The sequence below is a fragment of the Spirosoma koreense genome, assembly GCF_054777875.1.
This window is the reverse complement of record NZ_BAAHAC010000003.1, coordinates 202527-215483: the sequence shown is the minus strand read 5'-3', so window position 1 is coordinate 215483 and position 12957 is coordinate 202527. Positions and strand designations below refer to the sequence as shown.

Annotated in this window: 11 protein-coding genes; 8 read left to right on the top strand and 3 right to left on the bottom strand. The window is 55.7% G+C overall.

Annotated features, from left to right (window positions below; all coding sequences use genetic code 11):
• Positions 1-154 precede the first annotated feature (154 nt).
• Positions 155-1189: a FecR family protein gene (locus ACYVC2_RS04375; protein WP_461101077.1), complete on the bottom strand. Its 1035-nt coding sequence runs from the start codon at positions 1187-1189 to the stop codon at positions 155-157.
• Positions 1190-1470: 281 nt separating this feature from the next.
• Between ACYVC2_RS04375 and ACYVC2_RS04370 the strand changes: the two genes are divergently transcribed.
• Positions 1471-1848 (top strand): VOC family protein, encoded by a 378-nt coding sequence (locus tag ACYVC2_RS04370; protein WP_461101076.1) that lies wholly within the window; start codon positions 1471-1473, stop codon positions 1846-1848.
• Between the two features lie 48 nt (positions 1849-1896).
• Here the strand turns inward: ACYVC2_RS04370 and ACYVC2_RS04365 are convergent, their stop codons facing one another.
• On the bottom strand, positions 1897-2487 hold the full coding sequence (locus ACYVC2_RS04365) for an RNA polymerase sigma-70 factor (protein WP_461101075.1): 591 nt from the start codon (positions 2485-2487) through the stop codon (positions 1897-1899).
• A gap of 371 nt (positions 2488-2858) precedes the next feature.
• Here ACYVC2_RS04365 and ACYVC2_RS04360 point away from each other — a divergent pair, with 371 nt between their 5' ends.
• On the top strand, positions 2859-4880 hold the full coding sequence (locus ACYVC2_RS04360) for an FAD-dependent oxidoreductase (RefSeq protein WP_461101074.1): 2022 nt from the start codon (positions 2859-2861) through the stop codon (positions 4878-4880).
• A gap of 125 nt (positions 4881-5005) precedes the next feature.
• Here the strand turns inward: ACYVC2_RS04360 and yiaA are convergent, their stop codons facing one another.
• Complete coding sequence (gene yiaA / locus ACYVC2_RS04355) at positions 5006-5404, bottom strand: inner membrane protein YiaA (RefSeq protein ID WP_461101073.1); 399 nt, start codon at positions 5402-5404, stop codon at positions 5006-5008.
• Positions 5405-5662: 258 nt separating this feature from the next.
• Here yiaA and ACYVC2_RS04350 point away from each other — a divergent pair, with 258 nt between their 5' ends.
• The 6 genes from ACYVC2_RS04350 (at position 5663) to ACYVC2_RS04325 (ending at position 12931) form a co-directional block, all read left to right on the top strand.
• Complete coding sequence (locus ACYVC2_RS04350; protein ID WP_461101072.1) at positions 5663-6241, top strand: Crp/Fnr family transcriptional regulator; 579 nt, start codon at positions 5663-5665, stop codon at positions 6239-6241.
• A gap of 86 nt (positions 6242-6327) precedes the next feature.
• On the top strand, positions 6328-7485 hold the full coding sequence (locus tag ACYVC2_RS04345) for an oxidoreductase (protein WP_461101071.1): 1158 nt from the start codon (positions 6328-6330) through the stop codon (positions 7483-7485).
• Between the two features lie 114 nt (positions 7486-7599).
• Positions 7600-8562, top strand: a complete 963-nt coding sequence (locus ACYVC2_RS04340; protein WP_461101070.1) for a quinone oxidoreductase family protein — start codon at positions 7600-7602, stop codon at positions 8560-8562.
• A 279-nt stretch (positions 8563-8841) separates the two neighbouring features.
• Complete coding sequence (locus tag ACYVC2_RS04335) at positions 8842-10359, top strand: sulfatase family protein (RefSeq protein ID WP_461101069.1); 1518 nt, start codon at positions 8842-8844, stop codon at positions 10357-10359.
• An 88-nt stretch (positions 10360-10447) separates the two neighbouring features.
• Positions 10448-12022 carry a M81 family metallopeptidase gene (locus ACYVC2_RS04330; RefSeq protein WP_461101068.1) on the top strand — a complete coding sequence of 525 codons (1575 nt, stop codon included), beginning with the start codon at positions 10448-10450 and terminating at the stop codon, positions 12020-12022.
• Between the two features lie 195 nt (positions 12023-12217).
• Complete coding sequence (locus ACYVC2_RS04325) at positions 12218-12931, top strand: DUF92 domain-containing protein (protein WP_461101067.1); 714 nt, start codon at positions 12218-12220, stop codon at positions 12929-12931.
• Positions 12932-12957: the final 26 nt, after the last annotated feature.

Below are 12957 nucleotides of genomic sequence, written 5' to 3'. Positions count from 1 at the left end.
TCCGGTGGCTTCGGTGGTACGGAGCCACGTACGGATGGTAAGCCTGAGCCGGGGGTGGTGGTACACTCCCGGTTTTTCTGCAGTCAGGGGAAGTTGGGGTAACGGTTTCTCATCGGTACATCAGCAGGTTTTGACGAATACATAGTCACTGGGCTTATTCGCAGGGCGCACCGTCGATGGTTACAGACTTATCGGTCATGGTATAGGTGGCATCCAGCGTGGTACAGAGCATTTCCAGAATCAGGGGCAACGACTGCTGCTCGAAATCGGCGCTGACCCGGCAGAGGGCCAGCTTCGGATTGGCTAGCCGAATCTGGATATTGAACCGCTTCTGTAACCTGTCGACGACCTGATTCAGGGGGGTTTCGTCGAACACGACGGTAATGGCTTCGTAAAGTTCCTTTCGGCTCTGCACCGGCATCAGCGACGCAACCAGCCGTTTGGAGTCGGTTTCGAAAACGGCCTGCTGCTGGGGCGTCAGCACGACCTGCTGCGCCTGCTGCTGCCGGTCGGGCGCGGTGACCTGCACGCGTCCCGTCACAACGGCCACCTGAAAGAACTTACGCGCGGCCAGGGCTTTGACGTTGAAACTGGTTCCCAGCACTTTGATGGTCATTTCCCCGCTCTGAATGTAGAAAGGGCAGGATTTATCTTTTTTGACATCGAAGAACCCTTCCCCCGAAAAATCGACCAGCCGTTGCCGGCGGGCAAACTGAGCCGGGTAAGTAATGGCGGCTCCGGCCTGCATCCAGACTGTGCTGCCGTCGGGCAAACGATGCCGCACGGGTCGCGACGCCCGGTTCACGAAATGCACTGAACTGCCAGCCAGGGGCCGGGTGCTCCCGGAAGCCAGCATAGGGGCCTGCACCACGGGACGAACCGTGGATGTCGAATAGCGGTAAGTAAAATAGGTGCCCAGGACCAGAGCAATAGACGCGGCTAGCCAGGCGATCCGGACCAGTGGCAGGGTTCTGACCACCGATGGTTCGGGGCGATCTTTTTCCTCCTGAATATTCCGAAACGTTTCTTCCTGCAACTGCCGCTGCGCCGATTCTGGCAGCGTATCCAGGAAATCGGTTTCTCCCTCGAGCGACGCATACCAGGCCTCTACCTGCTCCTTCTCCGGCGGGGTACACGCATTCTGAAGGTATTTGTCCAGTAACTGCGGAGAAATCGGCGGTGGCTTCATGGCTCAGGGGCTTTCTAACACCTAAGTCGCACGCCGAAGGGCTGACCCTTAGTTGGGCATGAGATTTTTTTTACACCGATCCCGGAACGCTTTGAGTGAGGTCCGACAGACGCTCCCCGGCATTTCGAGAATCCTCGTGTTTATGCTGTCGGCAGTTTAGAGGCTGTTTACAACAACTCACTTGTCATTCCGGCCACCCAATGACAAAAATAGTGTCGATTATTAGCTAATAGAAAAGGAGAACCGCGCTATTGCTCTCCTGTTTGGCTTACCTTAGCTCTATGAAAAAAGTAACCGGATTAGGTGGCATCTTCTTTAAATGCGATGACCCCCAGAAAATGAAAGACTGGTACGCTCAACATCTGGGATTACCTATGGATGCGTATGGCACAACGTTCAGCTGGCGCCATGCCGATGACCCCAGCAAAGAAGGGACCACCGTTTGGGCCGCTTTTGACAAAAACACCAGCTACTTTGAGCCGTCCAAAAAAGACTTCATGATCAGTTATCGCGTCGAGCAGCTGGAGGAACTGGTAGAGCAGTTAAGGGCCGATGGCGTAACCATCCTTGACGAAATAGCCGTCTATGACTACGGCAAGTTCGTCCATATTCTCGATCCTGAAGGCAATAGCATAGAGCTTTGGGAGGATGTTAGTTAAACCTTCTGCCCTGGTTGTCCTGAACGCTTATACGCCTATACAGTGGGGCTAGTCCAGAAAGTGCAGAAACCCCATAAGGGCGTAAGCGTAGTAATCTCTGAGGTATTGCTTGAGTATCCGCAGGGCTTTGGTGATATGCTGCTCAACCGTTTTTTCCGAAATCGCCTGGTGCCGGGCGATCTCCCGGTTCGACTGACCACTGCGGCTGGCGAGAAAAATTTCCCGGCATTTGGGTGGCAGTAACCGAAGCCCTTTTTCGTAGCGCTCCTGCAGATCGGTGGTCAGCAGCGGCTGGTCGGTCGGGGTCGTGGAGTGCTCCCGCTGAATTTCCCACTGGTCGTAATGATGCTGGCGGGTATACTCTTTCCGGTAGTACGAAATGATCAGGTTTTTAACGCTGGCGAACAGATAAGCGCGGTCGGACTGGATAGCGGTCGTATGGCGTTGTTTCCAGATACCGATAAACAACTCCTGTACGATTTCCTGAGCCGCAAACCGATCGTTTACTTTACTGAATGTGTAGTTGAACAGCACCCGGAAGTAGGCATCGTACAGCTCGGCAAACGCTTTTTCGTCCTGATCTTCCTGAACTGACGGCAGCGTATATTCGTCGGAATAGGTCGTAAAAGTTGGGTTCATAACCTGATTTTCCTAAGTCCGTATAGTTGATGAAGCTACTTTTTTACAAAGTTCTGCCCGTTTTTACGGTTAATCCTGTCGTCGGCGATTAAGTATTCGTACACTTTTTTATTCCAATATTAACAAATATTTAATACAGCACCGATCTTCCCGTCCGAATATAGTTTGCCGATTCAGGCAGCGAACCGGCTAGTGTTTGGGTGGAATTGCGATGCATAACCAACTAACTCTTTTGTCAGGCTGACGAAGGAAGCATGAAAGAATGTGGCAGTAGCCTGTCGATTATCGACACCCACGCATTGGAAGTATGGTAGAAAAAGGCCCATTCGCTGTTTTTCAGGTGTTTGTTCATTCGTCCTGCTTTTTTCTCCATGCGCACCATCCCACTCTACCGGTTCGTCCTACTGGCTCTTTTCGGTTTAGTTCTTCCTCTGCCCTTACTGGCTCAGTCAGTTAAAGAAGTCGATATCTGCATTTACGGCGGCACCTCGGGCGGGGTCATAGCGGCCTATACCGCCAAAAAATACGGAAAATCGGTTCTGCTCATCGAACCTGGCCGGCACCTGGGCGGTATGACGACGGGCGGGCTGGGCCTCACCGATATCGGCAATAAATACGCCATCACCGGACTGGCCCGCGACTATTACCGCCGGATTGGGCAGCATTACGGAAAATTCGAACAGTGGATATTCGAGCCGCACGTGGCCGAAAATCTTTTCAGCGACTACGTGAACCGGGGCCAGGTAAACGTCCTGTTTTCGCACCGGCTCGACGAGGTCCGGAAAATGGGCAGCCGGATTCAGGAAATTGTGGTTGAAAATGCCGACAAACCCACCACGAAGCAGACGATTCGCGCCAAAATGTTTATCGACTGCTCCTACGAAGGCGACCTGATGGCGAGAGCGGGAGTTTCGTACAGCGTCGGTCGGGAGGATAACAAGCAATACAACGAAACCATCGACGGAGTTCAGCTGATGACCGGCCACCAGCTACCGGACGGCATCGACCCGTTTCGCATACCGGGTAAGCCCGAATCAGGCCTGCTCTGGGGCGTCAGCACCGAAAAACTGGTACCCAACGGTACGGGCGACCGTAAAGTGCAGGCCTATAACTACCGCATTTGTCTGAGTGCCGATCCGGCGAATCAGGTGCCGATCACGCGCCCTGCCGGCTACGATTCCACCCGTTACGACCTCTTGCTCCGGCTGTTTGAGGCCCAGCCGCAGAAACGTACCCTCAACGATTATTTTATCTGGAGCCGGATGCCCAACAACAAAACGGACATCAACAACCGGGGCGGCTTTTCGACCGACATGATCGGCATGAACTGGGATTACCCCGAGGCCGACTACGCTACCCGAACGGACATCATCGACCGACACGCGCGCTACACCAAAGGCCTGCTTTACTTTTTTGGGCACGACTCCCGGGTTCCAACGGAGCTGCGGCAGGAAATGCTGAAATGGGGGTACCCGAAAGACGAATACGCCGATTCGGATCACTGGTCGCCCCAGTTGTATGTGCGCGAGGCCCGGCGGATGGTGGGCAGTTACGTTATGACACAGGCCAACTGCCAGGGTCAGCAGGTTGTGCAGGACGGAGTTGGCATGGCCGCCTATACCATGGATTCGCACAATATCCAACGGATTGTTATCGAAAAAGACGGACGACACATGGCTAAGAACGAAGGGAATGTCGAGGTAGGCGGCTTTGGGCCTTACCCCATTTCGTACCGGGCACTGATCCCGAAAGAATCGGAATGCCAGAACCTGCTCGTGCCGGTTTGCCTGTCCGCTTCGCACATCGCCTACGGGTCGATCCGGATGGAGCCGGTTTTTATGGTGCTCGGTCAGTCGTCGGGGCTGGCGGCCGTAATGGCCATCGACGCCAAAACCAGCGTACAGCAGGTCGATGTAGCCAGCCTGCAGCGGGAACTGACGCGCAACCCCCTCGCGGATGGTAGCACACCCGAAGTGCTGGTCGATAACGACAACCAGGAAGCCGTTACGACGACGGGTACCTGGACGACCGACCGGAAATGTAAAGGAGGATACGGTCCGTCGTACCTCCTAGGGGGTGGCCAGCTCAACGACCGGGTGCGGTTTACGCCCACCCTGACCAAAGCAGGCACCTACCAGATCTATGCTTATTTGCCCCGGCTGGAAAAAGCGGCTTCGCAACTAGAGATCAGGGTGTTTACCGGAAAAACCAGCAAATCGATTCCGCTCAAACCGGCAGACGTGGTGGTGCTGGGCCAGACCTCCGGCGAGTGGGTAGCCCTGGGTAGTTATGTGCTTCCGGTCGGCAAAACCAGCTACGTCGAGCTGGTGGCAACCCAAACCGATGGTCCGGTGGCGGCCGACGCCGTGCTGTTTGTACCAAGTGCGAGGTGAGTTGTGGAAATTAGCACTGTATTTTGTCCTGCTGACCGGTCCGCCGGTGCGGCAGGACAAAATACAGTGAGGGTAGAGTAGCCAATAAGTCAGTCCGTGCTACCTGATTGGATGTCGGTTCGGCCTTAAACTTTTTTCGTGAACTCCTGATTATCGCGGGTATTTTTCTGCACGGCAATGGCTCCGAACAAACCGAGCAGAAAAGCGAAGGCATAGAATCCTTTCTCGCTGGGCAGCAGCGTCGCATTCCACAGCCCGATGGTCAGGAGCACAATGGACAGCAGGGTCGAAAACCAGCAGATGCCGTAGTACAGATCCGTCACTGGAAATCCTTCGAGTCGGTCCCGGACGCTTTTTTGCACCGAAACCACCGAAAACAGGCCTAACATGAGGACCGTGAAATAGAACCCTTTTTCGTTCAGTTGCATCTGAGACCGCCACAGTCCTATTAAATAACCGATCATACCGGCGCCGAGCGCCAACCAGGAGGCCGCCACGAAAGCGGCCGATGTTTTTTGATTCATAGTAGTTGTTTGGTGTTTCCCTAGCTTCAACCCAAGGAAGGTGTTGATAACTGCCAACAAAAATACTTTTGTCGTTTCCCGATGACCAGCCCAAACTTTTAACGAGGTGTTTTGAGGTCACATCGGGTTTCTTTCAGGCGTTATCTGGTAGGTCGGTAGATCGTGGCCAGGCGGGCGTTTTTATTTTACTGTGCATTTCAGTTAGTTTGTCAAGTGCGGAGTAGGGCAAAACGCCCGCCCGGCCACCCACCATACCTCATGTTCGAAGCATTCCGCAGGCATATCGAAACGAAAATTGAACTCTCCGATGACGAGTTTGCCCGGCTGTCTTCCCATTTCAGCCCGCGTCGGCTGACGCGAAAAGAAGCCCTGCTGCAACAGGGTGACGTATGCCGATACGAATCGTTCGTCGTGAGCGGATGCCTGAAAACCTACCATACCGACGAAAACGCCGTCGACCATATCCTGCGGTTTTCCATTGAAAACTGGTGGGCGGGCGATCTGGGCAGCTTTTTACACAATACCCCGTCGGCGCTGACCATCGAAGCGCTGGAGCCCACTACCCTGCTGGTCATCGATAAGCCCTCGCTCGAAAAGCTGTACCAGCAGCTACCCAATGTTCAGACGTTTTTTAAAGTACTTAACGAAAACGCCCTCATTGCCACCTCGCAGCGGCTGATGCACAACCTGAGTTTACCGGCCAGCGAACGGTACGCGCTGTTTTTAAACGCCTACCCCCAGATTGCCCGGCGAATTCCGCTGAAAGACCTCGCAGCTTACCTGGGCATCACTCCCGTTTTCCTGAGCAAACTTCGCCGAAAGCCCACGGGTCAGTAACGGCCAGACCGGGCGCATTTCTTAATCTAGGTTTAGTGGAAAAAGGCCGCTGAGCCGGAGTTTTGTGCACATCAATTCCAACTGTGATGAGCCAGCCCAATTCTTCCTTTTTCGATCCGATCCGACTCGCCAGCCGAACGCTGGCTAACCGATTTATCGTAGCCCCCATGACCCGCGTCAGCGCAAGCGGACAGGGAGTGCCGACGCCAGCCATGGGTGATTACTACGAAGCATTCGCCCGCGGTGGTTTCGCAGCCATCATTACCGAAGGCGTTTATACGGATACCGAAGCGTCGATCTGTAATCTGAATCAGCCCGGCATCGCCACCGCCCAACAGGTTCGCGGCTGGGCACCAATTACCCGGCGGGTGCGGGCGTACCCCACCCTGTTTCTTTGCCAGCTTATGCACGCGGGTGCCCTCTCGCAGGCGTTACCAACCACCCTGGCTCCCTCGGCGATAAAACCACTGGGCAAACCCGTCGCGTCGTTAGGCGGAGTAAGCGAGTTTTCGGTACCGGTGGGCATGAGTCTGGCAGCTATCAGTCGGGTCATTGATGGGTACGTCAGGGCCGCCCGGCAGGCGGTGGAAGCCGGTTTCGACGGCATCGAAATTCACGCGGCCAACGGCTACTTACCCGACCAGTTTCTGACCTCGTATACCAACCAGCGCACCGACCAGTATGGCGGCTCGGTCGCGAATCGATTTCGGTTCATTGCAGAACTGCATACTGCCATTCGGTCGGCAGTGCCCGCCGATTTTATCGTCGGATTGCGGCTGTCGGAAGGCAAAGTGAACAACCTGGCTTATCGCTGGGAAGAAGGGGCACAAATGGCGGAACTGATTTTCGATGAAGTCAAGACAATCTCGCCCGATTACCTGCACATCGCGGCCGAAGGGGGCGGCTGGCAACGGGAATGTTCGTATCCGGATGGCCGGTCCTCAACGGGGATTGCCCGGTCCATTCTTACCTGCCCAGTTATTGCCAACGGTGGCTTACACGACCTCGACCTCGCACAGCGTATCCTGCAACAGGGGCATGGCGATTTACTGGCGATCGGGCGCTCTGCCATTGCCAATCCCGACTTTCCTCAAAAAGTGTTACGCCGGGAGCCGCTTCGACCCTTTCAGCGGGCCATGATCGACCCATCGGTTTCGCTGGCCAACACCGCTCACTATTTTGAGACGTACACCTATCCGTCTGCCGAAGCCGATCCGTATGAACGCTCCGCGGGCAGCTGGTAACAAACGTCACTGTTTTTTCAGGAATAAATACGAGCCTCTTCTCCTCAGCCCCTGGCTGGAACGTCGGCCCTTCCGGATGGGTTACTCAATCGTAACTCATCCCAAACGAACCTCGTGAAAGCAGCCATTTTACAGGAGGAAGGAACACTTCCCAGCTACGGCGATATCCAGCCGCCTATTCCCGACAATGACCAGCAGACCCTGATTTCGGTAAAAGCAGCGGCTATCAAGCAACTGGATCTGCTGAAAGCCAGTGGCAACCATTACACCCATTACCCATCGTTTCCGGCGGTGGTTGGCGTCGATGGCGTCGGCGTGCTGGCCGATGGGCAGCGAATCTACGCCATGGGCTTATCGGGCATGATGGCCGAACAGGCATTGGTTGCAACGAACCGCTGGACCGCCGTGCCGGATGGCCTTGACGACACCCTGGCGGCCGCTCTCCCTAATGCGCTACTCGGTTCGGATGCAGCCCTGCGCCACCGGGCGCAGATCAAAAAAGGCGATGTCGTGCTGATCAATGGTGCTACGGGGATTACCGGCCTGGTGGCCGTGCAAGTTGCTAAGTTTCACGGAGCGAAAACGGTCATTGCCACGGGGCGAAACCCGGCCACCCTGCAAACCCTGACCGAGTTGGGGGCCGACGAAGTGGTTTCCTTGCAACAGGCCGACGAAGCCGTTATTCAGCAACTCCAGGAAATTTACGCCCGAACACCCATCGACATCGTTCAGGACTACTTGTGGGGTCATCCCATAGAGTTGATTCTAGCCGCCCTGAAAACGATTCCGAATCACCAGCACACCCGAATCGTAACAGTGGGCGAAATGGCTGGCGCGTCGATTTCTCTGGACTCTGGTTTGCTCCGCAGCCGCGACATCGAGTTTATCGGGTCGGGAATCGGCAGTCTGTCGCTTCAGGCCATCGGCCACTACATGCAGCACGAGTTGCCCGAGATGTTGAGTCTGGCCGCAACAGGCAAGCTGACGTTGCCCTTCAGGACCGTTCCGCTCAGCGATGTCGCACAGGCCTGGCAGCAAGCCACCAAATCCAGCGAGCGGATTGTGATCACGATCTAAATGTGTCCCGTCCGGATAATAAGATTGGCGAAAAAAGTGAAAAATAAACACAAATCTGTTTCAGGTTATACAATAAACCAGTTGGGCAGGCGTTTTTAGTTTGTTACCTTTCTTCTAAAGTCCTGCCCCGCTGGTCATTCCGGCGGGGCTTTTTTGTGCGCACCCCCTTCTATTGCTTCGTATCGTTGACCAGAGCCTTAATTTTAAGCCTCTAGATGGCCTACGTTACAGAAACTATCAGCGTAGTTTTTACCTTTAGCCTTCTCATTCGATCGTAGCATGCAACACCGTATTCTGGGCCTTATCGTTTCGTTCTTCCTCGCTCCGATTGTGATCATCGCGCAGTCGAAGCCGAACATCATTCTGATTTATGCCGATGACCTGGGGTATGGCGATGTCAGCTGCTACGGGGCTACCCGGATCAAAACCCCAAATATCGACCGCGTGGCGGCTGAGGGACTTCGGTTTACCAATGCCCACGCCAGCTCGGCCACCTGTACGCCTTCCCGGTTTACGCTCATGACTGGGCAGTACGCGTGGCGTAAAACCGGAACGGGCATTGCTCCCGGCGACGCGGCCCTGCTCATCCCGACTGATCGCATTACGCTGCCGGGCGTTCTCCAGAAAGCTGGCTACGCGACAGCGGCCATCGGAAAGTGGCACCTGGGGCTCGGTCCGAAAGGGGGCCCCGACTGGAACGGAGATATCAAGCCCGGACCGCTGGAAATCGGTTTCACCTACTCGTTTCTGCTTCCCGCTACCGCCGACCGGGTTCCCTGTGTGTACGTCGAAAATCACCGGATTGTCGGCCTCGACCCGAAAGACCCCGTTCAGGTGAGTTATAAAGAACCGATCGGAACCGAGCCGACGGGAAAAGCCCACCCCGAACTGCTCAAAATGAAGTACTCTCACGGTCACGACCAGACCATCGTCAATGGGGTTAGCCGGATTGGCTACATGAGCGGGGGAAAGTCGGCCTGGTGGGTCGACGAAGACATAGCCGACGTGCTCACGGACAAGGTTACCCGGTTTATGGAAGACCATAAAAGCAACCCGTTTTTTGTTTATTTCGCTACCCACGACATTCACGTGCCGCGCATGCCCCATTCCCGGTTCGTGGGTAAAAGCGGCATGGGGCCGCGGGGCGATGCTATTCTGCAACTGGACTGGAGCGTTGGCGAAGTGATGAAAACCCTGGACCGGCTTAAGCTGACCGACAATACCCTGGTCATCATCACCAGCGACAACGGCCCGGTCGTCGATGATGGCTATCAGGACGAAGCCGTTACGAAACTGAACGGGCACACGCCAGCCGGACCGCTGCGGGGTGGCAAATACAGCGCTTTCGATGCGGGTACGCGGGTGCCTTTTGTGGTCCACTGGCCCGGTCGTGTCAAGGCAGGCGTTTCGAATACCTTGTTCAGTCAGGTAGATTTGCTGGTCTCGCTGGCGGGGCTGACCGGTCAGAAGCCCCGCCCAACGGAAGCTCCCGACAGCTTCGACAACCTGGGCGTGTTGCTGGGGAAAACCACCACGAACCGGCCATACGTGGTCGAGCACGCCTTGAACGGGACGCTGTCTATCCTGAAAGATAAGTGGAAATACATAGCGCCCAGCACCGGCCAAAGACGAATGCCGGAAGTAAACATCGAAACCGGCTATGATCCGAACCCGCAGTTATACGATCTGACGGCAGACGTCGGCGAACAGCAAAACGTAGCGGCTCAACATCCACAGGTCGTAACCGAGTTAGCGGCCTTACTGAAACAGGTTCAGGAAAGGGGGAGCAGCAGGTAAGTCAGGCCGGTACTACATTTTTCAGTCAAAAACACGAATCGGACCGGATTTCCGGTGAAGTCAGGCGGATGCGCCTTAACTTGTGCGCATGAAACAGATGTATCTATGCCTTCTGACCTGGCTGACCGTTACCAGCGCCGGAATCGCTCAGGGAACCACGTCATCCGGAAACGCATTGCCCCGAATTGCCATTGCCGGTTTAGGGATCGAATCCAGCACGTTTTCGCCCGCTGTTACCCACGAAGAAGCCTTTCACGCCCGTTACAGTGGCGATGTGTTCAACGCTTATCCGTTCATGATGGCCGTATCGCCCCTGCGCAAACAGGCGATCTGGTTACCCGCCATCGTAGGCAAATCGCTGCCCGGCGGAGCCGTTACGCGGGAAGCGTACGAATCGCTGGTGAATAAAACCCTGGATTCGCTCAAAAAATACATGCCTTACGACGGCTTGTATTTCGATATTCACGGCGCCATGAGTGTGCAGGGCCTCGACGATCCGGAAGGGGATTTGCTGGCCCGAATCCGGGGCGTGATTGGTTACAAAACTATTGTCTCGACCTCCATGGACCTGCACGGCAACGTATCCTGGCGGCTGGCCCAGCATACCGACCTGATGACCTGTTACCGCATGGCTCCCCACGAAGATGCCATGCAAACCAAAGAGCGGGCGGTGGTCAACCTGTTGGAGCGGATCAAAAGTGGAAAAGGCAAGCCGGCTTACAAAGCCCTGATTACCGTCCCGATCCTGCTGCCCGGCGAAAAAACCAGCACCCGCATCGAGCCCGGCAAAAGTTTGTATCAGGAAGTCGCCCCACTGGCCGACCATCAGGACGGGATTGTCGACGCCGGGATCTGGATCGGCTACGCCTGGGCCGACGAACCGCGCAACCATGCGGCCGTGATGGTGACCGGCGACGATAAAGCCAAAGTGACCCGGGTGGCGGAGAAACTGGCGCACGATTTCTGGAACGTCCGCTCAAAATTCGGGTTTGTAGCTCCCACGGGCACCCTGGACGAGTCGCTGGCGAAAGCCCTGTCGAGCCCCCGGCATCCGTTTTTCATCAGCGATACCGGCGACAACCCAACGGCCGGGGGCGCTGGGGATGTGACCTGGACAATCACGCAGATTCTGGCCCATCCGGCGTTTAAGCGGGCCGATGGGCCTTCACTCATCTACGCATCCATTCCTGACCCGGAGTTGGTGAAAAAGGCAATGGCGGTCGGGGTTGGCGGACAGGTATCCGGTGGGGCCGGTGCCCGGGTCGATGCTCGGTTTGCGCCACCTGTTCCGTTGAATGGCACGGTCGAATCGATTGTCAAAGGCGACCGGGATGCCGAAGTGGAGGTGGTCGTGAAGGTAGGCAATGTGCACGTGATCGTTACCCAGAAGCGGAAGCCCTACCACAAAGAAGCCGACTTTACCCGTCTGGGCCTGGCACCCCGTCAATCAGACATCGTGGTGGTTAAGATCGGCTACCTCGAACCCGAACTGTATGCCATGCAGGCCGGCTGGATCATGGCTCTGACACCCGGCGGAGTCGATCAGGACCTGGCCCGTTTGCCCTACAAACGGATTCAGCGCCCCATGTTCCCGTTCGACGCCAACATGAAAGACCCGGACTTATCGGCGAAACTAGTACCGGTGTCCGGCACGGCCAGATAACCCGAAGCGACGACAGGAAGGACCTTAACGCATTCTCGTTTATGTATTAGGGGCTTTGAGATCCTTCCTGTCGTCAGGATGACAAAAACCCCTCAATTAAATGGCTGATTTCCAATATATCAGAACCAAATCAGCCATTTAGTTTGGTAAAGCGTTTGGGTATAGCGGCTAATCCGTTCGTATAACTAGTCAACTATGCAAGTGCCGTACTGGGTTGTTCTGGGCATTCTCCTGATCGGAATGCTGCTGAGTGTAAAAGCGAATAAACTCACGCCCGTAGGTGCCCTGACCGGTGGGCTGCTGGGTTTTGCCATTTTCCTGGGAGCCGGACTAACAGGGCTGGCCATGCTGGGCGTGTTCTTTGTTCTGGGTTCGCTGGCTACATCCTGGAGGTTACAGGATAAAGTAAAGATAGGCGTAGCCGAAGCCAACAAAGGACGTCGAACGGCCTCGCAGGCCATCGCCAACGCGGGTATGGCGGGCATTTTGGGCCTGCTGGCCTGGCTGTACCCCGCTAAAGCCGAGCTGTTCCAGATCATGCTGGCCGCCAGCTTTTCGTCGGCCACGGCCGACACCTGCTCCTCCGAACTCGGGACTGTCTACGGTCGTCGGTTCTACAATATCCTCACGCTCCGGCCCGACACGAGAGGTCTGGACGGGGTGATCAGCCTGGAAGGAACATTACTGGGTTTGCTGGGAAGCAGCCTCATCGCTGTTCTGTACGGGATCGGGTTTGGCTGGGGCTGGCCCGTTTTATGGCTTTTGATTGCGGGCACCATCGGTAATCTGTCCGATTCGCTACTGGGTGCAACCCTGGAGCGACGGGGCACCCTTCCGAATGATGCCGTCAATTTTCTCAATACGCTGGTGGGGGCCCTAGTCGCGCTGGCGCTCTATCTGGCGCGCTAAGAGAGGTAAAGGCGCGTCAATCCCGA